The organism is Bacillus sp. V2I10 (assembly GCF_030817055.1).
Lineage (GTDB): Bacteria > Bacillota > Bacilli > Bacillales > Bacillaceae > Bacillus_P.
Genome location: NZ_JAUSYV010000001.1, coordinates 314,230 through 339,011 on the forward strand (window position 1 = coordinate 314,230; position 24,782 = coordinate 339,011).

General features: G+C 43.2%; 24 protein-coding genes, 2 tRNA genes, 3 rRNA genes and 1 other RNA gene. 3 read left to right on the forward strand and 27 right to left on the reverse strand.

Going from position 1 to position 24,782, the window contains the following annotated elements; all coding sequences use genetic code 11:
* Positions 1-93: 93 nt before the first annotated feature.
* From QFZ72_RS01765 to metG, 3 genes are all read right to left on the reverse strand, one after another.
* Positions 94-1,323, reverse strand: a complete 1,230-nt coding sequence (locus QFZ72_RS01765) for a G5 and 3D domain-containing protein (RefSeq protein WP_307428679.1) — start codon at positions 1,321-1,323, stop codon at positions 94-96.
* Positions 1,324-1,555: 232 nt separating this feature from the next.
* Positions 1,556-2,326: a TatD family hydrolase gene (locus QFZ72_RS01770; RefSeq protein WP_307428681.1), complete on the reverse strand. Its 771-nt coding sequence runs from the start codon at positions 2,324-2,326 to the stop codon at positions 1,556-1,558.
* A 91-nt stretch (positions 2,327-2,417) separates the two neighbouring features.
* Positions 2,418-4,373 (reverse strand): methionine--tRNA ligase, encoded by a 1,956-nt coding sequence (gene metG / locus QFZ72_RS01775; RefSeq protein ID WP_307428684.1) that lies wholly within the window; start codon positions 4,371-4,373, stop codon positions 2,418-2,420.
* Between the two features lie 520 nt (positions 4,374-4,893).
* Here metG and QFZ72_RS01780 point away from each other — a divergent pair.
* Positions 4,894-5,178 (forward strand): transition state genes transcriptional regulator AbrB, encoded by a 285-nt coding sequence (locus QFZ72_RS01780; protein WP_175443492.1) that lies wholly within the window; start codon positions 4,894-4,896, stop codon positions 5,176-5,178.
* 40 nt (positions 5,179-5,218) lie between these two features.
* Here QFZ72_RS01780 and rsmI read toward each other — a convergent pair whose 3' ends face one another.
* From rsmI to tadA, 24 genes are all read right to left on the reverse strand, one after another.
* Entirely contained in the window at positions 5,219-6,094 is an 876-nt protein-coding gene (gene rsmI / locus QFZ72_RS01785; protein WP_307428687.1) for a 16S rRNA (cytidine(1402)-2'-O)-methyltransferase, read from the reverse strand.
* The gene (locus tag QFZ72_RS01790) at positions 6,072-6,398 is read right to left on the reverse strand and encodes a GIY-YIG nuclease family protein (RefSeq protein WP_307428690.1); all 327 of its coding nucleotides are present in this window, start codon (positions 6,396-6,398) and stop codon (positions 6,072-6,074) included. Before QFZ72_RS01790 ends, rsmI begins: the two co-directional genes overlap by 23 nt.
* Positions 6,385-7,128 carry a tRNA1(Val) (adenine(37)-N6)-methyltransferase gene (locus QFZ72_RS01795; RefSeq protein WP_307439540.1) on the reverse strand — a complete coding sequence of 248 codons (744 nt, stop codon included), beginning with the start codon at positions 7,126-7,128 and terminating at the stop codon, positions 6,385-6,387. Before QFZ72_RS01795 ends, QFZ72_RS01790 begins: the two co-directional genes overlap by 14 nt.
* Positions 7,129-7,211: 83 nt before the next feature.
* The gene (gene yabA / locus QFZ72_RS01800; RefSeq protein ID WP_223438871.1) at positions 7,212-7,577 is read right to left on the reverse strand and encodes a DNA replication initiation control protein YabA; all 366 of its coding nucleotides are present in this window, start codon (positions 7,575-7,577) and stop codon (positions 7,212-7,214) included.
* A 13-nt stretch (positions 7,578-7,590) separates the two neighbouring features.
* A complete protein-coding gene (ricT, locus tag QFZ72_RS01805) occupies positions 7,591-8,418 on the reverse strand; it encodes a competence/sporulation regulator complex protein RicT (protein ID WP_133313855.1) in 828 nt (275 codons plus the stop codon).
* Positions 8,419-8,420: 2 nt separating this feature from the next.
* Positions 8,421-9,410, reverse strand: coding sequence for a DNA polymerase III subunit delta' (gene holB, locus QFZ72_RS01810; protein WP_373464654.1), 990 nt, complete (start codon positions 9,408-9,410; stop codon positions 8,421-8,423).
* 18 nt (positions 9,411-9,428) lie between these two features.
* Positions 9,429-9,869 (reverse strand): YaaR family protein, encoded by a 441-nt coding sequence (locus QFZ72_RS01815; RefSeq protein WP_307428698.1) that lies wholly within the window; start codon positions 9,867-9,869, stop codon positions 9,429-9,431.
* Between the two features lie 13 nt (positions 9,870-9,882).
* Entirely contained in the window at positions 9,883-10,212 is a 330-nt protein-coding gene (locus QFZ72_RS01820) for a cyclic-di-AMP receptor (protein ID WP_223438867.1), read from the reverse strand.
* Positions 10,213-10,307: 95 nt separating this feature from the next.
* Positions 10,308-10,934 (reverse strand): dTMP kinase, encoded by a 627-nt coding sequence (tmk, locus tag QFZ72_RS01825; RefSeq protein ID WP_307428701.1) that lies wholly within the window; start codon positions 10,932-10,934, stop codon positions 10,308-10,310.
* A gap of 5 nt (positions 10,935-10,939) precedes the next feature.
* Positions 10,940-11,782 (reverse strand): Orn/Lys/Arg family decarboxylase, encoded by an 843-nt coding sequence (locus tag QFZ72_RS01830; RefSeq protein WP_307428704.1) that lies wholly within the window; start codon positions 11,780-11,782, stop codon positions 10,940-10,942.
* Positions 11,700-12,365 (reverse strand): aminotransferase class I/II-fold pyridoxal phosphate-dependent enzyme, encoded by a 666-nt coding sequence (locus QFZ72_RS01835; RefSeq protein ID WP_307428706.1) that lies wholly within the window; start codon positions 12,363-12,365, stop codon positions 11,700-11,702. The genes QFZ72_RS01830 and QFZ72_RS01835 overlap by 83 nt, the downstream gene beginning before the upstream one ends.
* 83 nt (positions 12,366-12,448) lie before the next feature.
* Positions 12,449-12,652: a sigma factor G inhibitor Gin gene (locus QFZ72_RS01840; protein WP_252202992.1), complete on the reverse strand. Its 204-nt coding sequence runs from the start codon at positions 12,650-12,652 to the stop codon at positions 12,449-12,451.
* A 403-nt stretch (positions 12,653-13,055) separates the two neighbouring features.
* Positions 13,056-13,171: ribosomal RNA gene (rrf, locus tag QFZ72_RS01845) — 5S ribosomal RNA — on the reverse strand.
* 95 nt (positions 13,172-13,266) lie between these two features.
* Positions 13,267-16,198, reverse strand: a 23S ribosomal RNA gene (locus QFZ72_RS01850).
* Between the two features lie 149 nt (positions 16,199-16,347).
* A tRNA-Ala gene (locus QFZ72_RS01855) sits at positions 16,348-16,423 on the reverse strand.
* A 16-nt stretch (positions 16,424-16,439) separates the two neighbouring features.
* Positions 16,440-16,516, reverse strand: a tRNA-Ile gene (locus QFZ72_RS01860).
* A 156-nt stretch (positions 16,517-16,672) separates the two neighbouring features.
* Positions 16,673-18,210: ribosomal RNA gene (locus tag QFZ72_RS01865) — 16S ribosomal RNA — on the reverse strand.
* Together the 16S, 23S and 5S rRNA genes with 2 tRNA genes alongside form the textbook arrangement of a ribosomal RNA operon.
* A gap of 257 nt (positions 18,211-18,467) precedes the next feature.
* Positions 18,468-18,752 (reverse strand): pro-sigmaK processing inhibitor BofA family protein, encoded by a 285-nt coding sequence (locus QFZ72_RS01870; RefSeq protein WP_373464393.1) that lies wholly within the window; start codon positions 18,750-18,752, stop codon positions 18,468-18,470.
* A 46-nt stretch (positions 18,753-18,798) separates the two neighbouring features.
* Entirely contained in the window at positions 18,799-19,020 is a 222-nt protein-coding gene (locus tag QFZ72_RS01875; RefSeq protein ID WP_223438862.1) for a YaaL family protein, read from the reverse strand.
* Positions 19,021-19,049: 29 nt separating this feature from the next.
* A complete protein-coding gene (gene recR / locus QFZ72_RS01880) occupies positions 19,050-19,646 on the reverse strand; it encodes a recombination mediator RecR (protein WP_070875719.1) in 597 nt (198 codons plus the stop codon).
* A 10-nt stretch (positions 19,647-19,656) separates the two neighbouring features.
* Positions 19,657-19,983 carry a YbaB/EbfC family nucleoid-associated protein gene (locus tag QFZ72_RS01885; RefSeq protein ID WP_307428713.1) on the reverse strand — a complete coding sequence of 109 codons (327 nt, stop codon included), beginning with the start codon at positions 19,981-19,983 and terminating at the stop codon, positions 19,657-19,659.
* A gap of 18 nt (positions 19,984-20,001) precedes the next feature.
* Positions 20,002-21,699: a DNA polymerase III subunit gamma/tau gene (gene dnaX / locus QFZ72_RS01890; protein ID WP_307428716.1), complete on the reverse strand. Its 1,698-nt coding sequence runs from the start codon at positions 21,697-21,699 to the stop codon at positions 20,002-20,004.
* A gap of 237 nt (positions 21,700-21,936) precedes the next feature.
* Positions 21,937-22,202: signal recognition particle sRNA large type (gene ffs, locus QFZ72_RS01895), an RNA gene on the reverse strand.
* Between the two features lie 85 nt (positions 22,203-22,287).
* Positions 22,288-22,779 carry a tRNA adenosine(34) deaminase TadA gene (gene tadA, locus QFZ72_RS01900; protein WP_307428719.1) on the reverse strand — a complete coding sequence of 164 codons (492 nt, stop codon included), beginning with the start codon at positions 22,777-22,779 and terminating at the stop codon, positions 22,288-22,290.
* Positions 22,780-22,844: 65 nt separating this feature from the next.
* Between tadA and QFZ72_RS01905 the strand changes: the two genes are divergently transcribed.
* On the forward strand, positions 22,845-23,381 hold the full coding sequence (locus QFZ72_RS01905) for a cysteine hydrolase family protein (protein WP_307428721.1): 537 nt from the start codon (positions 22,845-22,847) through the stop codon (positions 23,379-23,381).
* A 77-nt stretch (positions 23,382-23,458) separates the two neighbouring features.
* A complete protein-coding gene (locus tag QFZ72_RS01910; protein WP_307428722.1) occupies positions 23,459-24,751 on the forward strand; it encodes a glycoside hydrolase family 18 protein in 1,293 nt (430 codons plus the stop codon).
* Positions 24,752-24,782 lie beyond the last annotated feature (31 nt).

Sequence of the window (24,782 nt, forward strand, 5' to 3'; positions counted from 1 at the left end):
TTCCTGAGCGGTCAAACGTCTATATTATTGAAACGTAATTGTACCCCATTATAACGCAAAAAAACAGAGGGATCTAAACCCTCTGTCAGAGAATCAATTTAACACTTTAATTTTAACTTGCTTTCTTCCCCATCGATAGGCTGCTCCCTTATCAGAGAAGAAAACATCAATCTTTTTCCCTTTGATTGCGCCGCCTGTATCCGAGGCAATGGCATATCCGTAACCTTCTACATATACTTTAGACCCTAAAGGAATAACACTTGGATCTACCGCGATTACTTTGGCAGTCGGATTTGCTCTTAAATCGACACCTGTGGCAGTCGTGCCGGAACACCCATTACAATGAGCTGTATAAGCAGTTGATGTAACATAAAACTCTTTAGCAACAGAATCGTTTGAACGCGACACTGTTTCAGGCTTGCTTGAAGTACTTGCCGTACTCACAGGCTTAGGTGCAGCTTTTGTGCCTATTACAACAACACGGTCCTGACTTTCACTTTTCGTTTCTTCTTTGATCAGCTTTCTTGACACTTCTTTTCCATTTTCAAGCATAACCTCAAAATGTTTCGCAACAGTACCTTCTGTACCAGGCTTAATAACTTCCTGTTTTCCTTTTGGAATGCTGTTATCATTTTTTGTTACAACTGAAAATGCAACTGGTTCTTCCACTACATCGGTGACTTTTTCTACACGTGTGACTATTACGGCGTCATTTGCACTCAATGTTTCATGAATTTGGGGTTCAACCTTATCAAGTTCATTTACCTGTACCTTTTGGTCTTTCAAAAAGTCAGCGACAGTAGTCGAAGTTGACCATACTTGTTGTTTTTTATTTTCAACTGTTAGTGTGATCTGTATGGCTTTCTCAATGTTGAGCTTAAGATTATCAGAAATTTTCGTTTGTAGCGAAGCATTCATCTTATCGTGCTCTGAAACTGCTATTTTTTGTTCTTTCAAAAATTCTTCTACGGTTTTTGCTGTTGTCCTTATTGTCCTTTTCTCATCGTCCACCGTAAGCTGTACAGGTTTCGAAGCCTCATAAACAACTTTTAGATTGTTTTTGATCTTAGTATCTCCTGATGGGGATACCTCGTCTTCTTGTTTTCTATCTATGTCTAAATCTTGGAGTAATTCATCAACTGTACGTGCGTGTGTCCTGAGCTTCTCGTCTTTGCCGTTCAGTGAAACAGTAACCGTGTTCTTCGACGCTTCAAATGTCGCGAATGCAGTACCCGTTCCCAAAACTACTAAACTGACAATTGCGAGGACAATCTTGTTAAAGCTTAGTTTTGCGGATAACAGCTTTTTCATATTATTTATCACTATGAAAAACGCCTCCTTCTCCTCCGAGGATTATATAGAGTATCGATCTTGCTGTCAACCCTCACCCACTTCTATCAAATTTTTCTAATCGTAATCACTATTATGCTAAAAAACTATCAAAAAGGGAAGCAATTCTTGTCGACAAATATATCCTATGAGGAAAAGGAGACATGTAGAACCTCTTTAAAACCTGTACTTTCGGACAAGCCCTATCAAAATTCTACAAATTCCTTTAGCGAGAAATGCCGAATAATCTTTTTGCATTGTCGGAAGTTTGTCTAACAAATTCCGCATATTCCATTTCTCTAAGTTCAGCAATTTGCTCTGCTACATATTTCACATAGCTCGGTTCATTTCGTTTTCCTCTAAACGGATGAGGTGTTAAGTATGGACAATCTGTTTCAATCAAAAGACGATCCATTGGAATCTGCGCAGCAACTTCCTTCGGTTTTTTAGCATTTTTAAATGTAACCGGCCCGCCAAATGAAATATAAAAATTCATATCCATACATTGTTTCGCCACTTCAAGGCTTCCTGTAAAACAATGCATAATGCCGCCTACTTCACTCGCATTTTCTTCCTGAAGAATTTCAACAACATCCGATGTTGCATCGCGATTATGAATAATTATCGGAAGCTTCACTTCTTTTGCAAGGGCGATTTGCTTGCGGAATACTTCCTTTTGAATTTCCTTCGGAGATTTATCCCAATAATAATCAAGCCCCATCTCACCAATCGCTACAACTTTAGGGTGTGATGCCAGTTCTTTTATCCACTTGAGGTCTTCATCTTTCATATCAATTGCATCTACTGGATGCCAGCCAACAGCTGCATAAATAAAATCATACTTCTCCGCAAGCTCGATGGCACGTGTAATGGTCTCCGTATCAAAGCCGACTACAACCGTATGGGTTACCCCTTCTTCAAGTGCTCTATCAATCACTTCTTCTAAGTCATCCTTGTATTGAATCGCATTTAAATGAGCATGTGTATCAAATAACATGTTTCGACATCCTTTCATAAGGTTTAAACAAAAGAAAAAAGAGGCATCATTCCCGATTGTTACACGTGAAACACCTCTTTCTTCTCTTTTTTTATTTAATAATCGTACCGTTTGGAAGACTGGAATCGACAGTAGCAAGCGACAAATTGCCTTCTTCTTCGCCAGCCAGGATCATGCCTTGTGAAAGTTCACCGCGCAGTTTTACAGGTTTAAGATTCGTGATGCAAATGACTTTCTTTCCGACAAGCTGTTCAGGCTGATAGCTCTTTGCAATTCCTGATACAACCTGTCTTTTTTCAGAACCTAGATCAAGCTGCAGTTTTAATAAACGATCCGCTTTTTTCACCGGTTCTGCACGAATGACTTCTGCAACACGCATTTCAACTTTCATAAATTCATCAAACGTAATTTCGCCTGATGCATCCTCTTTTTGCTCTTTCTTTTCTTCCTCAGCAGCAGGAGCCGCTCCCTGCATTTGCTCTTTAATATACTGAACCTCTTCCTCCACTTCTAAACGAGGGAAAATCGGAACCCCTTTAGAGACTTTGACTTGAGGCAGCTGACCAAATTCTGATAAGCTGGCCCACTCTTTTAGCGCGGGCTCCTGGATGCCAAGCTGTTCAAATATCTTGTCAGGTGTTTTCGTAAGGAACGGCTTCAGCAGGATCCCTGAAATACGAAGGGACTCAGCAAGATGATACATAACTGAACCAAGCTTTTCACGGTTTTCCTCATCCTTTGCAAGATTCCAAGGCTGTGTTTCATCAATGTATTTATTCGTTCTGCTGATGAATTGCCATAGTGCATTCAATGCAATGGAAAACTCCATTTTCTCCATAGCTTCTTCGTATTTTACAAGGGTATCTTTGCTGAAAGCTGTTAATTCCCCGTCAAAGTCTGTCTTAGGTCCGCTGTACGCAGGGATTTCGCCGTCGAAATATTTTTGAATCATGGCAATTGTACGATTCAGCAGGTTTCCAAGGTCATTTGCAAGATCAAAATTCAGTCTTTCGATAAATCCTTCTGGAGTAAAGACGCCGTCTGAACCGAACGGTACCTCTCTTAATAGATAATATCGAAGAGCATCAAGGCCGTAGCGGTCAATTAACGTAACCGGATCTACAACATTTCCTTTTGATTTGGACATTTTTCCGTCCTTCATCAATAGCCAGCCATGTGCAAACACTTTTTTCGGCAGCGGCAAATCAAGCGCCATCAGCATAATCGGCCAATAGATTGTATGGAAACGAACAATTTCTTTTCCTACTAGATGAACATCTGCAGGCCAGAATTTTTTGTACTTTTCATCGTTCTCCGAGCCATATCCAAGTGCTGTAATATAATTGGACAGCGCGTCAATCCATACATATATGACATGCTTTGGATCTCCCGGAACTTTCACTCCCCAATCAAAAGTCGTCCGAGATACTGCCAAGTCCTCAAGACCTGGTTTAATGAAGTTGTTAATCATTTCGTTTTTGCGTGATTCCGGCTGAATAAATTCCGGATTCTCTGAGTAATACTGCAGAAGACGATCTGCATACTTGCTCATCTTGAAGAAGTAGGATTCTTCTTTTACTTTTTCTACAGGACGACCGCAATCAGGACAGTTTCCGTTTTCAAGCTGTCTTTCTGTAAAGAATGATTCACAAGGTGTACAATACCATCCTTCGTATTGATCTAGATAAATATCACCTTGCTCAAGCAGCTTCGCAAATACCTTTTCAACAATTTCTTTATGACGGTCTTCTGTTGTACGAATAAAATCATCATACGAGATATCAAGTTTGCTCCAAAGATCTTTAATGCCGCTGACAATGTCATCAACATATTTTTGAGGCGTTACTCCGATTTCTTCTGCCTTGCGCTGAATTTTCTGCCCATGTTCATCTGTGCCTGTTAAATACATAACATCAAAACCGCGCATGCGTTTATAACGGGCCATAGCATCACCCGCAACCGTTGTATAAGCATGTCCAATATGTAGTTTTCCGCTTGGATAGTAAATAGGTGTTGTAATATAAAATGACTTTTTGTGACCTTCCATCCGTTTCCCTCCTGGTAATGAAGACTGTCTCTGGGTTAGAGAAGAAAAGCCCCCGCCCCAATGGACGAGAGCGACTAATCATTGTTATTTATACCTTTATGATACCATCTTAGCCTTTAATATCAAGAAAATATACCTTCTATGGACAAAAAAACAAAGGATGACAGGAATAATATGAATGGCTCTGGTATGCCAAATGTTTCCTAATGAATTATTTTTGTTGATTCTTGTCGAACAATAGTTATAATAAAATAAACAATATTTTGAATTAATACTATTCAGTGTATAATTAAAAATTTCCTTTTATGAGTTTAATTTCCTTTTATCAAGGGAATATATTCCTATTATGCTTAGTGCATAAGGGTTCAAGGAAAACCCACTTTTTTTTTACAAACTATTGGATATTTGAGGATTGACGTTTATTGGAAACACTGTTATGCTTATGAGGATGAAGATTTTGTCGAAAAATGACGAAGTTTAAGAAAAAAACATATAGAGAACCTATTATTGGGAGGAGAACATAAACATGAAATCTACAGGAATCGTACGTAAAGTTGATGAGCTCGGCCGTGTGGTTATTCCAATCGAATTACGACGCACTTTAGGAATCGCAGAAAAAGATGCATTAGAAATCTACGTGGATGACGAAAGAATTATCCTTAAAAAATATAAGCCAAACATGACTTGTGCTGTAACTGGAGAAGTATCTGATGATAACTTCACTCTAGGCAACGGAAAATTAGTTCTTAGCCGCGAAGGTGCAGAGCAAATTCTTAAAGAAATTCAAAGCAATTTAGTAAAATAATTTGAAAAAGACCTGACACTTTCTGTCAGGTCTTTTTATTTTATTCATTTACATGATAAGACTGATAAACATCCCGCTTCGGTATGCCGCGTTCTTTTGCTACCTGCTTAATGGCTTCTTTTGAAGGATGGCCTTCACGGACATAATGACTGACATGTTCTTCAAGAGTAAGGGGGTTCCACCACTCTTCTTCCGCGATCACGTCCTTTTCATCTCTTCCTTCAACGATTAAACAAAACTCACCGCGAATCTGATTTTCCTCCGACCACATTAAAGCGTCGTTTATTGTTCCCCGGATAAATTCCTCGAAGCGTTTGGTCAGCTCTCTTGATAAGCATATTCTGCGGTTGCCCAATATTTCACTCATCACCGCCAGAGTTTCCTTTAACCGATGGGGAGATTCATAAAAAATCATCGTTTCTGTGCGCTTCGATAATTCTTCCAGCTGCTTTTTCTTCTCTTTTTTCTGTCTTTCCAAAAATCCGAAAAAGAAGAATGGCTGAGGGGTAATTCCTGATGCTACTAAAGCCGTCAGGGCTGCATTTGCACCCGGGAGAGGTATAACCTTTCCATTCTCAGCCAAAATTTCATTTACAAGCTGGCTGCCTGGATCTGAAATAATCGGCATCCCGGCATCACTTACTAACGCAATGTTTTTTCCCTGCTTCATCAGCTCAAGAATTTTATGGCCGCTTGATTCCTTATTGTGCTCATGGTAACTAATCAGATGAGTATCGATTTCAAAGTAATTGCACAGCTTTTTCGACTCCCGTGTATCCTCAGCTGCAATTACATCAACCTCTTTTAAAATATTGATTGCGCGAAACGTCATATCTTCTAAATTCCCTATAGGAGTTGGGACCAGGTAAAGGGATCCCCACTCTGTATCTTGGTTAAAGCTTTTTTGTTCCTGCATTTGTATCATCATCCTCTCCCTGCGAAAATCCCCATACCTTCTCCTCATCAGGCATATTCAAAAATTCGTCCTTCTTTTTCCTCGACAGCTTTTTGAAGTAATATTCTGCTTTCAGAGCCTCGCTTTTTGTTTCAAACTCCTTGTTATATAGCAAAGATACTGGTTTTCTTGCACGGGTGTATTTAGCGCCTTTTCCAGCATTATGTTTTTGAATGCGTGCTTCAAGGTCATTTGTGTAGCCTGCATAGTAGCTTCCATCCCTGCATTCGAGCACATAAAAGAAATGAGTGCTATTTGTCTCCATATAAAATCTCTTTTACTTCTTTTGTGTATTCATTGTTTTCGTCATATACAAACAGCGGAGGCAGAATCTTTAAATCAGGCTGTCCGCCTTTAATTCCTTCTATTAAAAGGGTATTCGCTTCCTTTCCCTGTTTTGGGTAAACAAGCTGAATCCGCTTAGGTTCAATTTTATATTTCTTCATTAGCTCTACAATTTCAATTAATCTTCCCGGACGATGAACAAGCGCTATTTTGCCGCCCATTCTTGAAAGCTTGCTGCTGGCCATAATAACATCCTCAAGTGTGCAGAGGATTTCATGACGGGCAATGGCAAGGTGTTCATTTTGATTCATTTCGTCTTTCTTAGGAGTTTTAAAATAAGGAGGATTGCACGTAATCACATCGAATTTCCCGTGACCGAGTGCTGCCGGCATATCCTTTAAGTCTCCATGAATCATGGTAATTTGATCCTGAAGCTGATTGTAGGCCACACTTTTTTCTGCCATTTGAAATAATCTCTCCTGAATTTCAACTCCTGTAATCATTGCTTTTGATCTTGTAGATAGAAGCAGGGGCACAACTGCATTTCCAGAGCATAAATCAATGACCCGTCCCTTTTGTATCGGCATATATGCGAATTTCGAAAGAAGGACAGCATCTAAAGAAAAGGCAAAAACAGACGGACTTTGAATAATCCTTAAATCTTCTGCCAATAAATAATCGAGACGTTCATCTCCAATTAAATCAACCATCATAAAATCCTTTCTTTTTTGTTAGTATTGACAAAGTGTTCCTCTTCCATAAAAAAAGCTTTCCCATAAGCAGGAAAGCCAGTTTATTTCTTATTAAGAAAGGAAAGACAAAACAAGCAGTCTCCATCTTTGCGGACACTTCCATAATGAACATTGCAAATATGGAAGCCTTCCTGATAAAGACGGGCCAGATTGTCGTATCCCTCTCCAATGTCCACAATCTTTGAATCCAGTGCTTGTTTATCTGTATGCTGTTTATTTTGCTTCTTTTTTTCTGTCGCAGCAGTCGAGTTTAGCCGCCTGCGAAGGTTATCATTTTCAAGCTGCAAATGATGATTTTCCTCAAGCAGCTCGCCTAAATGATGCTTCAGCTCTCCAAGCTGTCGATACAGAGAGCCGATTTGTTCCTCCATACTGCTTACAGATTCAAAGATCTCTTTTTTATCCACTTGTTCCACCTCATTAATCTGTGGATTTCATTGGAACTGCGCCTTCTTTCATTAATTCTTCCCAAGTAAATTCAACCACGCGGTCTTTTTCTGAAAGTTCAACCTGCAATACCCGTTCCAATATATTTAACCCGACTACTTTTCCGATGCCGATTGGAGTGCCGATCGATTCTCCAATATCCGGAAGCTGTTCTTTAGCAGATTCGTACTCATCATTCTCATATTTTAAGCAGCACATTAATCTGCCGCATAACCCTGAGATTTTTGTTGGATTCAACGAAAGATTCTGATCCTTGGCCATCTTAATGGAAACCGGTTCGAAATCCCCTAAGAAAGTGGAACAGCACAGCATTCTTCCGCAAGGTCCGATGCCGCCAAGCATTTTCGCCTCATCTCTGACCCCGATTTGTCTTAACTCAATTCGAGTCTTAAAGATGGCAGCGAGATCCTTAACCAATTCTCTGAAATCAACTCGTCCGTCAGCAGTGAAGTAAAAAATAACCTTGTTTCTGTCAAACGTATATTCAACATCAACAAGTTTCATATCAAGCCTGTGCTCGTTCACTTTTTGCTGACAAACCTCGTAGGCTTCTTTTGCAGCATGATGATTTTCGTCTACGATCAGGCGGTCTTTCTCATCAGCCACACGAAGAACCTTTTTAAGCGGCAAGACAATATCATTCTCGCCAACTTGTTTCTTATGAATTACAACTTTGCCGAACTCTACACCTCTTACCGTTTCGACAATAACAAAATCGGCGTTTTCTATTTGAAGCCCATTAGGGTCGAAATAATATATTTTACCCGCTTTTTTAAAGCGGACACCCACTACATCGTACAATCTTATCCCTCCTGCAAAGATAAAACCAATTGCTCCATCAGTAATTGTGGACTCACATTCATCTGGAGTCTTTTTTTTGCTTCTAAAATAGAAGTGATTTTTTCAAGGATCTTTTGTCTGGATACTTGAATGGCGTGCTGTTCTAACTGTGGAAGCAGATCTTGATAGATAACATGATCCGTATTGCCAATTTGGATGGAAAGAATGTCTTTATATAAATATAATAGCAAGTCATAACCCATGTCCTGCTTTTCTTTTTCTGCGAAAAATGGCATCCATTGCGTTTGAACTTGGACAAATGCCTGTCCGTTTCGCTTTGATATCACTTCATATAATTTTATCACTACAAGTCTTGCCTGTGCAAACCAATCATCTCGACTTAATTCGAGTGCTTTTTCAACATTATTGGTCATTCTTGCTGCAAGTCTCGCAAAATTAGGAGATACCTCCCGCTTTAACAGCTCTTTCTCAATAGCTGAAGTTGGCAGCGGCATAAATGTAAGCGTTTGGCACCTTGATAGGATTGTATTTAAAATTTGATGCACTTGTTCAGTCATCAAAATGGCCATCGTATTGGCATTTGGTTCTTCTAAAAATTTCAGCAGACTGTTGGCAGCATTGGCCGTCATTTTGTCAGCATGCGAAATAATGTACATTTTTTTGCTTGATTCAACGCCGGTTTTTGTGAATTCTCCCTGAAGATCTTGAATCTGCCACTTTTTTATCGATAAACCGTCCGGTTCAACTAAATGGACATCCGGATGATTGCCGGAGTGGATGCGTTTGCAGTTTCTGCATGACTCACAAGGTCTGAAATCTTCGGTATTTTCACAAAAGAAGCTTCTGGCGAGAAGCAGGCTGATTTCTTTTTTTCCTGTACCTTTTTTTCCTTCAAAAAGGTATGCATGAGCAAGCCGTTTTTTTTCGAGACTGTTGCCCAGCAGTTTCAGTACTTTAGGCTGATAATCGGCCAGCTCATTCCAAGTACTCATCGTCATATCTATCACTCTTTACGTATAGAGGTTAATTAAAAGGTCTTTAATTTCACCTATTTTTGCCAGTATGTCGATGGATGACTGATCTTCATTGAGCAGATTTTCCGTCAGTTCAATTAGATGCTGATCCAGTTGTTCTACGGTGACCAGTGACCGGGTGTTTCCGCTATAGTCCCAGCTTCCGGACTGCTTTACTTTCAGCCCATAGTCCACAGCTTCCTGTATGAATCGTCTGACAAGCGATTTATATCTTGAGAGATCCCGCATATTCCGGGATTTCGCAACACGCCGGCCAGCCTCTTCAACGTTTGCCATCAATGTATTTAATTGCTGCAGCTGCAGCTTGGATTCTTGTTTCAGCACTATTTCTGAAAATGGTTTGGATCCGGCTGCTGTTGTTTTCTGTTTGGCGTTTCTCTTATCTAATCCAGTACGAAGCTCTTGATTGATCTTCATTTATGCCCGCACCTTAAAAATGGTGGAATTGTTCGATCGGAAGTACAAAGACTGTCGCTCCGCCAACTTCAACTTCAACAGGATAAGGTACATACGAATCCGCATTCCCGCCCATGGGAGACACTGGAGCTACAAGCTGTTCTCTTGATTGGCAGTTCTCTTTAATAACGGCTAATGCTTTCTCAACACGCGCGTCTTCCGTACCAATCATGAAGGTTGTATTGCCTGACTTCAAAAACCCGCCAGTCGATGCAAGTTTCGTTGCTCTGAAATTATGTTCAACCAATGCGCTTGAAAGCTTATTGCTGTCCTGATCCTGTACAACCGCAATAATCATTTTCATAGGTATGCCTCCTTATAGTTTAACAGCTTAATCCTGATAAAGCATTGTTTCATTTATGGTAATTGTAACATTGTTGTTACTTATTATATCAGCGTTTACTTTAAATAAGGAATTAAAACTTCCTTCACATCATGATAGACCTCAGCAATAGACTGATCGGCATTAATAACTTTTATCCGTTCAGGGAATTTATCAATTAAATGTTTATAGCCCTGCTGAACCTTTAAATGAAAGTCCATCTTCTCAAGATCCAGTCTGTTCACTTCTCTGCCGTCATTGCCGCTGATTCTCATCAGACCGCGCTCAGGCTCTATATCAAAGTATAAAGTAACCTCAGGCATGACACCGTCAATCGCAAACATATTAATAGAATAAACATCATCTACACCGATTTCTCTCGCATACCCCTGATAGGCTAAGGAACTATCAATAAACCGGTCACAGATAATCAGTTTTCCCTCATTTAAGGCAGGAATTACTTTCTCTACAATATGCTGGCGTCTTGCAGCTGCATACAGCAAAGCCTCTGTTCTTGAATCCATTTCTGTATTTTCTTTATTTAAAATCACTTCACGGATTTGCTCAGCAATCCGGATTCCTCCTGGTTCACGGGTGAATACTGCCTCTATACCCTTTTCCCTGAATTCCTCTGACAGCATATTCAGGATGGTTGTCTTCCCTGCACCATCAGGCCCTTCGAATGTGATAAAAATCCCTTTCATTACAATCACCTTTTCTTTATATAAACTGCAAGCTTTTCTTCTGACAGTGCACTGCTTCCCTGAAACCTTGCACCGCCTTGTATCAGCACCTGTATTTGGCTGATATGTTCCTTCGTGATTCGTTCTCCCTCCATTAAAAGAGGGATTCCCGGCGGATATGGAATTACAGCGTCTCCGCTTAATAAGCCGGCCGCATCCTTAAAAGATACAACCTCTCTACTATACCCATTTAACTGATAATAGGATAGGGGCATGCTGATAGGGCGGGTGCCAGTTTGGAAGAGTAGAGGATTCAGCTCGTTTTTTCCACCGAAAGTACCCTTTATAGTGGTATACCCAAATTCAGGCGCCATCTTACTTGTTAACGGCAAAACGAGCAATACATTCTGGAGGTCTGCAAGCTCCGTATAGATGCCAGAAGCCTCTAAGTGACTCTGAAGCTCAAAACCAGTCATTCCGATATTTGATTTAATCGTAAGTTTAAGAGGATCTGTACTTGCCTTCCTGTCTTTGGAACGAACAATACAAAGCTCATCTATTTCCATAATCGTATTTTCAAAAGAGTTTATTGCGTCAGAGATGGAATCAACTGCTTTTGCAGATATTAAACCCTCTAAATAAGCTCTTGCTAAGTCCAATGAGGCCATGATTGGATAAGACGGACTGCTGCTCTGTAAAATGGATAGATAGTGACCTATACGGTTTGCATTTGCCAATTTGCCATTCACATGCAAATAGGAACCCATTGTCATTGCCGGCAATGTTTTATGGGCAGAGTGAACAACAACATCTGCACCAGCCTCTAATGCAGATTGCGGGAAAGGATCCCCCAGTATAAAAATGGGCACCGTGTGCCTCGTCCACCAAAACAGGGATATTCTTTTCATGGGCAAGCTTTACTGCACCATGCAGGTCACACGCCAAGCCATAATAATTCGGACTCGTTAAAATTAAAGCTGATGCATCTGGATATTCATTTATAGCTTCAGCAATGGTTTCCTGCGGCACATAAGAAGGCACCATCAACTCTTCATCAAATTTTGGCGCCAGAAATACTGGACAGGCTCCTGCAAGCCTAATTCCATTAATAATGGATTTATGACTGTTCCGCTGGACTAAAACCGGCTTATCTCTCTCACAGCAAGCCATAATCATTGCGATATTTCCTGAGGTTGAACCATTTACTAAAAAGTACGTTTTATCTGCCTTATATAGAGCTGCAGCAAGCTCCTGAGCCTCTGCAATCGGGCCGCTTGGATCATGAAGATCATCCAATCCTGTGATCTCCGTCGCATCTAACTTTAAAATCTTTTCAAAATCATCTATTGCCTCTTGAGAAAAAATCTGTCCATATTTATGCCCGGGTACATGAAACGAAACCGGGTGCTTCATCGCATGCCTTTTCAGGGCTGAATACAGTGGAGTATCCATCTAAACAAAAACCGTCCTTTATCATGTATTACCGTTATTATATCAGTAGTAGGTCAATAGAAAAAGCTGCCTGACCCGGCAGCTTAAGAATAGAGCGGCGGCGTTTTCACTCTCCGCAGCTTATCAATAAAAAATTTATATTTAGGATCTTCTGTTTCTGTCTGAATCATATCAATCTCACAATCTGTACAAACAAAGCTTGTATAGAGATGAATTCCCTTCGCCTTTTCCGTATCACATATAATACACGTTTCTCCAGCCGGTTTCTTTAAATCTTCCGAATTCAATGCTCTCCACCTCCATACAAACAGTTTTGCCACAGATTAAAAGTTGTATACAAAATTATGAATTATCTTACCCTCTCTAATTGTATGATGGTGTTCATAAATCGTGTTTGTCTACAAAAAAATATCTAGGCGGAAGGCTCATTAAAGGTGGCGGCAGATGATATTTTGGCTGTTGAATAGTTAGAGCCCGGTTTTGGACAGTGAAATGAGGTTACAGACCTGTTGCAATACTCCAGCGGAGAGTTAAACGCTGTTTTGGAGAGTAAGTTCGTAAAGCTCTCTTAAATGAGTGCTTTGTCTGTTTCTTAAAAGATTCATTTGCCAAGTGCAGCCAGAAAAAGGCCATTTATCTCTTATTCCATACAAAAAAAGAACAGCATCTCTGCTGTTCTTTTTTATGCGTGCCTGGCAACGTCCTACTCTCACAGGGGGAAACCCCCAACTACCATCGGCGCTAAAGAGCTTAACTTCCGTGTTCGGCATGGGAACGGGTGTGACCTCTTTGCCATCATCACCAGACAATATGCAATTGATTAGAAAGAATGTTATGTTATTCTTTCAAAACTAAATAACGTTTGATAACAAGATTCACTTACATTTACACATATTAGACTGTGGTTAAGTCCTCGAACGATTAGTATCTGTCAGCTCCACACGTCACCGCGCTTCCACCTCAGACCTATCAACCTGATCATCTTTCAGGGTTCTTACTCACTTGCGTGATGGGAAATCTCATCTTGAGGGGGGCTTCATGCTTAGATGCTTTCAGCACTTATCCCTTCCGCACATAGCTACCCAGCGATGCCTTTGGCAAGACAACTGGTACACCAGCGGTGCGTCCATCCCGGTCCTCTCGTACTAAGGACAGCTCCTCTCAAATTTCCTGCGCCCACGACGGATAGGGACCGAACTGTCTCACGACGTTCTGAACCCAGCTCGCGTACCGCTTTAATGGGCGAACAGCCCAACCCTTGGGACCGACTACAGCCCCAGGATGCGATGAGCCGACATCGAGGTGCCAAACCTCCCCGTCGATGTGGACTCTTGGGGGAGATAAGCCTGTTATCCCCGGGGTAGCTTTTATCCGTTGAGCGATGGCCCTTCCATGCGGAACCACCGGATCACTAAGCCCGACTTTCGTCCCTGCTCGACTTGTAGGTCTCGCAGTCAAGCTCCCTTGTGCCTTTACACTCTGCGAATGATTTCCAACCATTCTGAGGGAACCTTTGGGCGCCTCCGTTACATTTTAGGAGGCGACCGCCCCAGTCAAACTGCCCACCTGACACTGTCTCCCAGCCCGATCAGGGCTGTGGGTTAGAATTTCAATACAGCAAGGGTAGTATCCCACCAATGCCTCCACCGAAGCTGGCGCTCCGGCTTCCAAGGCTCCTACCTATCCTGTACAAGCTGTACCAAAATTCAATATCAGGCTACAGTAAAGCTCCACGGGGTCTTTCCGTCCTGTCGCGGGTAACCTGCATCTTCACAGGTACTATAATTTCACCGAGTCTCTCGTTGAGACAGTGCCCAGATCGTTACGCCTTTCGTGCGGGTCGGAACTTACCCGACAAGGAATTTCGCTACCTTAGGACCGTTATAGTTACGGCCGCCGTTTACTGGGGGCTTCAATTCAAAGCTTCGCTTGCGCTAACCTCTCCTCTTAACCTTCCAGCACCGGGCAGGCGTCAGCCCCTATACTTCGCCTTGCGGCTTCGCAGAGACCTGTGTTTTTGCTAAACAGTCGCCTGGGCCTATTCACTGCGGCTTTTCAGGGCTATGAACCCTAAAAAGCACCCCTTCTCCCGAAGTTACGGGGTCATTTTGCCGAGTTCCTTAACGAGAGTTCTCTCGCTCACCTTAGGATTCTCTCCTCGCCTACCTGTGTCGGTTTGCGGTACGGGCACCTCTCACCTCGCTAGAGGCTTTTCTTGGCAGTGTGGAATCAGGAACTTCGGTACTAAATTTCCCTCGCCATCACAGCTCAGCCTTATATGAGAAGCGGATTTGCCTACTTCTCAGCCTAACTGCTTGGACGCGCATATCCAACAGCGCGCTTGCCCTATCCTCCTGCGTCCCCCCATTGCTCAAATGGTGAGGAGGTGGTACAGGAATATCAACCTGTTGTCCATCGCCTACGCCTTTCGGCCTCGGCTTAGGTCCCGACTAACCCTGAGCGGACGAGCCTTCCTCAGGAAACCTTAGGCATTCGGTGGAGGGGATTCTCACCCCTCTTTCGCTACTCATACCGGCATTCTCACTTCTAAGCGCTCCACCAGTCCTTACGGTCTAGCTTCAACGCCCTTAGAACGCTCTCCTACCACTGTTCGTAAGAACAGTCCACAGCTTCGGTGATACGTTTAGCCCCGGTACATTTTCGGCGCAGAGTCACTCGACCAGTGAGCTATTACGCACTCTTTAAATGGTGGCTGCTTCTAAGCCAACATCCTGGTTGTCTAAGCAACTCCACATCCTTTTCCACTTAACGTATACTTTGGGACCTTAGCTGGTGGTCTGGGCTGTTTCCCTCTTGACTACGGATCTTATCACTCGCAGTCTGACTCCCAAGGAGCAAGTCTTTGGCATTCGGAGTTTGACTGAATTCGGTAACCCGATGAGGGCCCCTAGTCCAATCAGTGCTCTACCTCCAAGACTCTCATACTTGAGGCTAGCCCTAAAGCTATTTCGGAGAGAACCAGCTATCTCCAGGTTCGATTGGAATTTCTCCGCTACCCACACCTCATCCCCGCACTTTTCAACGTGCGTGGGTTCGGGCCTCCATTCAGTGTTACCTGAACTTCACCCTGGACATGGGTAGATCACCTGGTTTCGGGTCTACGACCACGTACTAAAACGCCCTATTCAGACTCGCTTTCGCTGCGGCTCCGTCTCATCAACTTAACCTTGCACGGGATCGTAACTCGCCGGTTCATTCTACAAAAGGCACGCCATCACCCATTAACGGGCTCTGACTACTTGTAAGCACACGGTTTCAGGATCTTTTCACTCCCCTTCCGGGGTGCTTTTCACCTTTCCCTCACGGTACTGGTTCACTATCGGTCACTAGGGAGTATTTAGCCTTGGGAGATGGTCCTCCCTGCTTCCGACGGGATTTCTCGTGTCCCGCCGTACTCAGGATCCACTCTGGAGGGAACGAAGTTTCGACTACAGGGTTATTACCTTCTCTGACGGACCTTTCCAGGTCACTTCATCTACCCCGTTCCTTTGTAACTCCGTATAGAGTGTCCTACAACCCCAAGAGGCAAGCCTCTTGGTTTGGGCTAATTCCGTTTCGCTCGCCGCTACTTGGGAAATCGCGTTTGCTTTCTCTTCCTCCGGGTACTTAGATGTTTCAGTTCCCCGGGTCTGCCTTCATTATCCTATGTATTCAGATAAAGATACTGTTCCATTACGAACAGTGGGTTTCCCCATTCGGAAATCTCTGGATCAAAGCTTACTTACAGCTCCCCAAAGCATATCGGTGTTAGTCCCGTCCTTCATCGGCTCCTAGTGCCAAGGCATCCACCGTGCGCCCTTCATAACTTAACCTAAATGGTCAATCGCACCATCAGATGCGTTTCGCATTTCGTTGTTTGTTTAGACATAAATGTCTAGAAAATCACTAATTATGGTAAGCGTAAATCTCAGTGAATTACTTGTTATCAATTACGTTATCCAGTTTTCAAAGAACAACTTCTTGGTGGAGCCTAGCGGGATCGAACCGCTGACCTCCTGCGTGCAAGGCAGGCGCTCTCCCAGCTGAGCTAAGGCCCCATATGAATTTAAGAGATGGTGGGCCTAAATGGACTCGAACCATCGACCTCACGCTTATCAGGCGTGCGCTCTAACCAGCTGAGCTATAGGCCCATCTCATAAGTATGAATAAAAGAATGTTTGTGACGTACAAAAAAGTACGCGCAAATGATTCTTCGCTTACTTCTAAAGTAAACTGCTATTCACTTAGAGGGAACAAAGTTCTCTCAAAACTAAACAAAAACCAAAAGCGTCCTCATATATCCTTAGAAAGGAGGTGATCCAGCCGCACCTTCCGATACGGCTACCTTGTTACGACTTCACCCCAATCATCTACCCCACCTTAGGCGGCTGGCTCCTTACGGTTACCCCACCGACTTCGGGTGTTGCAAACTCTCGTGGTGTGACGGGCGGTGTGTACAAGGCCCGGGAACGTATTCACCGCGGCATGCTGATCCGCGATTACTAGCGATTCCAGCTTCATGCAGGCGAGTTGCAGCCTGCAATCCGAACTGAGAATGGTTTTATGGGATTGGCTAAACCTCGCGGTCTCGCAGCCCTTTGTACCATCCATTGTAGCACGTGTGTAGCCCAGGTCATAAGGGGCATGATGATTTGACGTCATCCCCACCTTCCTCCGGTTTGTCACCGGCAGTCACCTTAGAGTGCCCAACTGAATGCTGGCAACTAAGATCAAGGGTTGCGCTCGTTGCGGGACTTAACCCAACATCTCACGACACGAGCTGACGACAACCATGCACCACCTGTCACTTTGTCCCCCGAAGGGGAACCTTCTATCTCTAGAAGTGGCAAAGGATGTCAAGACCTGGTAAGGTTCTTCGCGTTGCTTCGAATTAAACCACATGCTCCACCGCTTGTGCGGGCCCCCGTCAATTCCTTTGAGTTTCAGTCTTGCGACCGTACTCCCCAGGCGGAGTGCTTAATGCGTTAGCTGCAGCACTAAAGGGCGGAAACCCTCTAACACTTAGCACTCATCGTTTACGGCGTGGACTACCAGGGTATCTAATCCTGTTCGCTCCCCACGCTTTCGCGCCTCAGCGTCAGTTACAGACCAGAGAGTCGCCTTCGCCACTGGTGTTCCTCCACATCTCTACGCATTTCACCGCTACACGTGGAATTCCACTCTCCTCTTCTGCACTCAAGTTTCCCAGTTTCCAATGACCCTCCCCGGTTGAGCCGGGGGCTTTCACATCAGACTTAAGAAACCGCCTGCGCGCGCTTTACGCCCAATAATTCCGGACAACGCTTGCCACCTACGTATTACCGCGGCTGCTGGCACGTAGTTAGCCGTGGCTTTCTGGTTAGGTACCGTCAAGGTGCGAGCAGTTACTCTCGCACTTGTTCTTCCCTAACAACAGAGTTTTACGATCCGAAAACCTTCATCACTCACGCGGCGTTGCTCCGTCAGACTTTCGTCCATTGCGGAAGATTCCCTACTGCTGCCTCCCGTAGGAGTCTGGGCCGTGTCTCAGTCCCAGTGTGGCCGATCACCCTCTCAGGTCGGCTACGCATCGTTGCCTTGGTGAGCCATTACCTCACCAACTAGCTAATGCGCCGCGGGCCCATCTGTAAGTGACAGCCGAAACCGTCTTTCCATCTTGAACCATGCGGTTCAAGATACTATCCGGTATTAGCTCCGGTTTCCCGGAGTTATCCCAGTCTTACAGGCAGGTTGCCCACGTGTTACTCACCCGTCCGCCGCTGACCTCCTAAGAGGTCCGCTCGACTTGCATGTATTAGGCACGCCGCCAGCGTTCGTCCTGAGCCAGGATCAAACTCTCCGAAGAAAATTTGTGACTCAATTTGTTGCTGACTTAAAAATTTAAAACGTTTGGTACGCTTTTGGTTTTGTTTAGTTTTCAAAGAACTTATTGCGTCGCACTCTCTCGAAGCGACCCCTTTAATATACCATTTATCGCTCTGTTCCGTCAACAACTTTTTTTAAAAAGTTTTATGTAACGTCATCAGCGACGTCTATTAATATACCACCTGCTGTAAATGGTGTCAACAAAAAAATTAGAACAAGCGAAACCAGCCGCCTGTTCTAAGATAAAATAACCATTTTTATAATAATTAATGCAGCAACACCCGGCAAACCAAGCAATCCAGAAATACCCGCAGTCGTCAGATTAATGGGGATGTGCAGGCCCATGCTTGTACCAAATGCATTAATGAAGAATAAAAATAATGCACCTATTACAACTTTCACAAGCACTTGACCAGCCCAGCGCATTGACTTGAGCGGGGCGCCTGCAACAAGCAGCAGGATTATGATTCCTCCGAGAATGGAAAAAACGTAGACAGGTTCCATTCCACCACTCACTTTCATCATTACTTTCTAAATATCTATGAAAGCCTGGTGAAAATAGAACAAGCTATTTCCTGCCGATTGTAATATTCCTCTTTTTTGCTTCTCTTAATAAGAAGAAATATTTTGATTGAGCCACTTTTAATTCATATAGTATTTCAGGAGATGGCTCCACACTTTTATCAACAAGCTGTTTTTGCCGATTCCATTCATCCTTCATAAAAAGGAGGTCATCAACAAGCAGCTGATCGTATTCTTTTCTAAGCCAGCCTTTTCTGCGAAAAAACAAAGAAACTTCCCCTCTCCGGCATCCCGATATTAAAGCTCCCGTCTTCCTTCCAGAGCTTTTGATAAAGTTACTTCATCCGCATATTCCAGATCTCCGCCTACAGGAAGGCCATGTGCTATTCGCGTCATTTTAATCCCTGTCGGCTTTAAAAGTCTGGAGATATACATCGCGGTTGCTTCACCTTCAATGTTAGGATTGGTAGCGAGTATGATTTCCTGCACCGTATCATCCTGAAGCCTTTTCAGCAGTTCAGGAATCTTGATATCCTCAGGTCCGATGCCATCCATCGGTGAGATTGCACCTTGAAGCACATGATACAGCCCTGAGTATTCCTTCATTTTTTCCATTGCGATAACGTCTTTTGGGTCCTGAACGACACAAATGACGGTTTTATCTCTTCTTTGGTCTTCACAAATATAGCAGGGATCCTGATCTGTAATATGACCGCATACAGAACAGTACGTAAGATTTCTTTTGGCATTGACCAAGGCCTTTGCAAAATCCAGCACAACGTCTTCTTTCATATTCAGTACAAAAAAAGCCAGACGAACGGCCGTCTTCGGGCCAATTCCTGGCAGTTTCATAAAGCTGTCAATCAGCTTTGATATCGGTTCAGGATAATGCATTTCATTCCTCCTAGAACATGCCTGGCAAGTTCATGCCTTTTGTAAATTTACCCATTGTATCGTTTGTGAGTTCATCCATTTTCTTCAGAGCGTCATTTGTAGCAGCAAGAACTAAATCTTGAAGCATATCGATATCTTCCGGATCTACAACTTCCTCTTTAATGTTTACATCGACTACTTCTTTGTTTCCATTAATCGTAACAGTGACCATACCGCCGCCAGCTGTTCCTTCAATTGTTTTTTCAGCCAGTTCTTCTTGCGCTTTGGCCATATCTTTCTGCATTTTTTGCATTTGTTTCATCATTTTCTGCATGTTGCCCATTCCGCCACGGTTCATAATAAATCTCCTCCAATATTAATCTTTTATTTCAATGAGATCTGTACCCACTAGTTTTTTTGCTTCAGCTATGAGCGGATCTTCGTCTTCTTCAGGGGAATCGCCATCATCATTCTGACGCTGATCACGTATGTAATCTTCTCTTATTTTACCCCATTCTTGTTCTGGAACGCCAACCATTTCCATGTTTCGTCCCGTTAATTCTAAAAGAATGGCTTCCATATTGCTGCGAACTTGATTGTTGTTGTCCGCTACCATTTTACAATGGATTTCATATTTAAACTTTAACACAAATGCTGTCTCTGATGCAGCTACCGGTTCACTGTCTGTCAGAAGGGCTGCATGAGATACTTTGTTTTGCCTGCGCAGATAATCAAGCAGCTCTCCCCAGCGGCTCTTTATGGCTGCCAGGTTTTGTTTCGTTGCATCTTTCAGGATTTCTTGAATCCGGCCTGCAGGCACTTTGTACCCGCTTCGGACGGCTTTTGGCGCCTTTTGTTCATTTTGCGGCGCTTGCTGTCCGCTGATTGCGACTCCCTGTTTTTTCAGAAGCTCTAATTCATTTGCAAGTTTCTTCACTGTCGCTTCAAGCTCAGTATGGTTTTCACTTTTACTAGATTGAACAGCTTTTGCCTCATGCTCGGATAGCTTAACAATTGCCACCTCAAGGAAAATACGGGGGTGATTTGTCCATTTCATTTCCTGTTGGCTTTTGTTTAGGACATCTATAGCATGGTAGATTGTATCGGGAGGCATCTGTTTAGATAATTCCACAAACTGTTCATCAACTGTAACCCGCTCTAATACTTCCTCAAGCTGCGGAGCTGTTTGATGCAGCAGCAGATCCCTGTAATAGTAGATAAAGTCTTCTACAAGTTTCGATGCATCTTTTCCCTGATTCATCAGCTCATCTAAAGCCTGCAGAGCTGCAGATACGTCTTTATTGAACATAGCATGGATTAATTCGCCTATCATCGCCTGTGAGACTGATCCCGTTATCAGCAGTGCATCATCTAATGTCACGGTTTCATCACTGAAGGAAATAGCCTGATCGAGCAAACTCAGGGCATCACGCATACCGCCATCCGCTGCACTTGCAATGACCTGAAGCGCAGCAGTATCTGCTTCTATCTCCTGATCTTCAATGATCTCCTGCATTCTCCCGACAATTGCAGCCGCTGTTATTCGTTTAAAATCGAATCTCTGGCACCTGGAGATAATCGTCAGCGGTATTTTGTGAGGTTCTGTTGTGGCTAATATAAAGATGACATGCTTAGGCGGTTCTTCAAGCGTTTTTAACAAGGCATTGAACGCTCCTATGGAGAGCATGTGCACTTCATCAACGATATAAACCTTATAGCTCACCGAAGACGGTGCATATTTTACTTTATCACGTATATCCCGTATTTCATCTACTCCATTATTTGAAGCAGCATCTATTTCAATCACATCGGAAATGGAACCATCTGTGATGCCAAGGCAAGCAGAACATTCATTGCACGGTTCTGCAACCGGAGCTTTTTCACAATTGACTGTTTTCGCAAAGATCTTGGCCGCACTCGTTTTCCCTGTTCCTCTTGGTCCGGAAAAAAGATAGGCATGCGAGAATTTTTCTTGCAGCAGGGCATTTTGAAGCGTTCTTGTAATATGTTCTTGACCTACGACATCACGAAATTGCTGCGGCCGCCAAACACGGTATAAAGCCTGGTAACTCACATAACGCCCTCCTTCAAATTCATCCCTTCTATTATACCTTATGGAATTAGTATTTTACAAAGGGGACAAGGACTAATTTCAGACAGCCTTTTTTGCAAAGATCAAAAGCGCAGGCGTCTTGGTCAGATCCGTACTGACCGGGAGTCTAAGTTACGGATCTGGGCGAAGAATAATTTCCCAAACAAATAAAAAACCCACCCTGCAAGAGGATGGGTTTGTTCATTATAAATTAAACTGCCGTGCACCTTCCGTCGATTAGTGTCCATAAGCGTTACTTAAGCAGTTAGCTCGGCCCAGGCAACCCTGCGGCACATGAGAGGTTCCACTTAATGCTGCTTCCTTCCGGACCTGACATGGTTCATGGATTCCCATTGCGCAGGACCCAGACGTCAACACCACTTACTTAAGGCAGGCCCTACAGACAGCTAACCTCGGGAAAGGGATTCGGCCTCGCTAGAGCGGATTGCGAGTACAGGGCACCGCTACCTCCCCGCTTAGCACGGCAAAATTGATACCTAGTTAAGGTGCGCCGTTTAGTACGACGCATAATCTAGTATATAAGCTTTTCGGAAAAAATGCAATATCCAGCTACTGTAAATTTTTTGAAGAAGCTTTTTCTGCTTTCTTTTGCTTTCTAAGATCCCTGAAAAAATCGCTAAGCATTAACCCGCATTCTTTCTCAAGGATTCCTTTAGCTACTTCAACCTGGTGGTTAAATCTTTTTTCATCCAGAAGATTCATCAGCGTACCTGCACATCCGCCTTTCGGATCTGCGGCCCCGTAAACCACTCTTTTCACTCTTGAAAGCACAATCGCCCCCGCGCACATCGGACAGGGCTCAAGGGTTACGTAAAGCGTCGCATCCTCAAGCCTCCACGTACCCATTGAGGCACACGCCTGATCAATCGCAATCATTTCCGCATGGGCGATTGACCTTTGCTCACTTTCTCTTAGATTGTATCCGGATCCAACTACTTCATCGTTATGTACGATGACCGCACCTATTGGAACCTCGCCGATTGCCTTAGCTTTCAAAGCTTCTTTTATTGCAAGTTCCATATATACTGTGTCCTTATCCATAATGTACTCCTTATATATTATTTCATTATGACACAAGCTAATCTTTATAAAGGAGAGATAACGCCTTGGTTAAAAAAGATAACTGTGCCCTGCTTATTATTGATATGATAAATAATTTTAAATTTAAGCATGGTGAAGTTTTGGCTGATGAGGCTAAACAAGTTTCTGAGAATATTTTCTCATTAAAAAAGAAAATGCAGGAAAAAAAACGTCCCATCATTTATATAAATGATCATTATAAATTATGGCAGGCTGATTTTCAAAAGATTTCTGAAAAATGCACAAATGAACTGAGCAGGCCAATCATTGAACAGCTCTATCCTGATGATACGGATTTTTTCCTAATCAATCCCATGCATTCTGCCTTTTATGGAACTGCCTTAAACATGCTTCTGGACAATCTTAAAGTGCAGCATCTAATTTTGTCAGGAATAGCCGGAAACATCTGTGTTCTTTTTTCAGCTAATGATGCCTATATGCGGGGATATAAACTCTCCGTTCCATCTGACTGCATTGTTTCAAATGAGAAACATGACAATGAATACGCTCTCCGTATGATGAAAAATGTCCTACAGGCAGATATAGCGATTCCCGCCAAATAAAAATATAACATGCTCCCGCTCGTTCCTTCATAAGATGTAACAGAGAGATTATGACGAATGAGTAAAGGGGAATCAATATGCAGATACATATTGTCCGAGAAGGACAAACTTTATACGGGATAGCCCAAGCTTACAGTACAACCGCTGAAGAGATCATCCGGACAAATGAAATTCCCAATCCAGGCCAGCTTGTTATCGGCCAGACAATAGTCATTCCGATAAAAGGGCGATTTTATTGGGTGCAGCCTGGAGATACATTGTGGTCTATCAGCAGAAGATACGGTTCAACTCCAAAGGAATTATCTGAAGTAAATCAAATCTCGATTAATAGCCCGCTTCAAATTGGTTTCAGACTTTATATTCCCGACCGTCCAAAACAAAAAGCGGAATTCAATGCTTATATTGAACCTTCCGGAAATCAGGTAAGTCCTAATCTGGTGGAAAGTGCACGGGAAGCAGCGCCTTATTTAACTTACCTCGGTCCGTTCAGCTTCCGCATTCAAAAGGATGGCACCCTAAATGAGCCGCTCTTAAATGACTTTGCCAATATCGCCAAAAACAATAGAGTCACATTAATGATGATAGTGACGAATTTAGATGATGAAGGCTTCAGTGACGAAATCGGCCGAATCGTCTTAACAAATCAGGATGTCCAGAATAAACTTCTGAATAACATTGTTGAAACCGCGAAAAAATACGGATTCCGCGATATCCATTTTGATATGGAGTATTTAAGGCCGGTTGACAGAGAGGCCTATAATCGTTTCTTAAGAAAAGCAAAAGCCCGCTTTAAAAAAGAAGGCTGGCTCATTTCTACCGCTCTGGCCCCTAAAACAAGCGCAGGTCAAAAAGGAAAATGGTACGAGGCGCATGATTATAAAGCACATGGTGAAATTGTCGATTTTGTAGTGGTAATGACTTACGAGTGGGGCTATAGCGGCGGACCGCCAATGGCAGTATCCCCAATTGGACCGGTTAGGGAGGTCCTCGAGTACACGCTGTCAGAAATACCGGCAAATAAAGTCATGATGGGGCAGAATTTATACGGGTACGACTGGACCCTGCCGTTTAAGCCCGGAGGAGAATTTGCAAAAGCCATCAGCCCGCAGCAGGCGATCCGCTTAGCAAGTCAATACAACGTCCCCATTCAATATGATATGAAAGCACAAGCTCCACACTTCAATTACCGCGATAATGAAGGAAAAGAGCATGAAGTCTGGTTTGAGGATGCCCGTTCCATTCAGGCCAAATTTGATTTAATGAAGGAATTAAAGCTAAGAGGCATGAGCTATTGGAAGCTCGGGCTCTCGTTCCCGCAAAACTGGTTATTGATTGCCGACAACTTTGATGTAGTAAAAACGCCAACATAAAAAGCAGCCTATCCGGCTGCTTTTCTTATTT

Coding starts and splice junctions, on each gene's coding strand:
- QFZ72_RS01885 (WP_307428713.1), bottom strand. CDS start 19,983: ATGAACCGTGGCGGAATGGGCAACATGCAGAAAATGATGAAACAAATG.
- holB (WP_373464654.1), bottom strand. CDS start 9,410: ATGAGTACTTGGAATGAGCTGGCCGATTATCAGCCTAAAGTACTGAAA.
- QFZ72_RS01770 (WP_307428681.1), bottom strand. CDS start 2,326: ATGTTATTTGATACACATGCTCATTTAAATGCGATTCAATACAAGGAT.
- recR (WP_070875719.1), bottom strand. CDS start 19,646: ATGCATTATCCTGAACCGATATCAAAGCTGATTGACAGCTTTATGAAA.
- QFZ72_RS01835 (WP_307428706.1), bottom strand. CDS start 12,365: ATGGATACTCCACTGTATTCAGCCCTGAAAAGGCATGCGATGAAGCAC.
- QFZ72_RS01790 (WP_307428690.1), bottom strand. CDS start 6,398: ATGGAGACAAATAGCACTCATTTCTTTTATGTGCTCGAATGCAGGGAT.
- QFZ72_RS01910 (WP_307428722.1), top strand. CDS start 23,459: ATGCAGATACATATTGTCCGAGAAGGACAAACTTTATACGGGATAGCC.
- QFZ72_RS01820 (WP_223438867.1), bottom strand. CDS start 10,212: ATGAAAATGATTATTGCGGTTGTACAGGATCAGGACAGCAATAAGCTT.
- rsmI (WP_307428687.1), bottom strand. CDS start 6,094: ATGCAGGAACAAAAAAGCTTTAACCAAGATACAGAGTGGGGATCCCTT.
- tadA (WP_307428719.1), bottom strand. CDS start 22,779: ATGGATAAGGACACAGTATATATGGAACTTGCAATAAAAGAAGCTTTG.
- QFZ72_RS01870 (WP_373464393.1), bottom strand. CDS start 18,752: ATGAAAGTGAGTGGTGGAATGGAACCTGTCTACGTTTTTTCCATTCTC.
- tmk (WP_307428701.1), bottom strand. CDS start 10,934: ATGAAAGGGATTTTTATCACATTCGAAGGGCCTGATGGTGCAGGGAAG.
- QFZ72_RS01795 (WP_307439540.1), bottom strand. CDS start 7,128: ATGGTTGATTTAATTGGAGATGAACGTCTCGATTATTTATTGGCAGAA.
- metG (WP_307428684.1), bottom strand. CDS start 4,373: ATGGAAGGTCACAAAAAGTCATTTTATATTACAACACCTATTTACTAT.
- QFZ72_RS01815 (WP_307428698.1), bottom strand. CDS start 9,869: ATGAAGATCAATCAAGAGCTTCGTACTGGATTAGATAAGAGAAACGCC.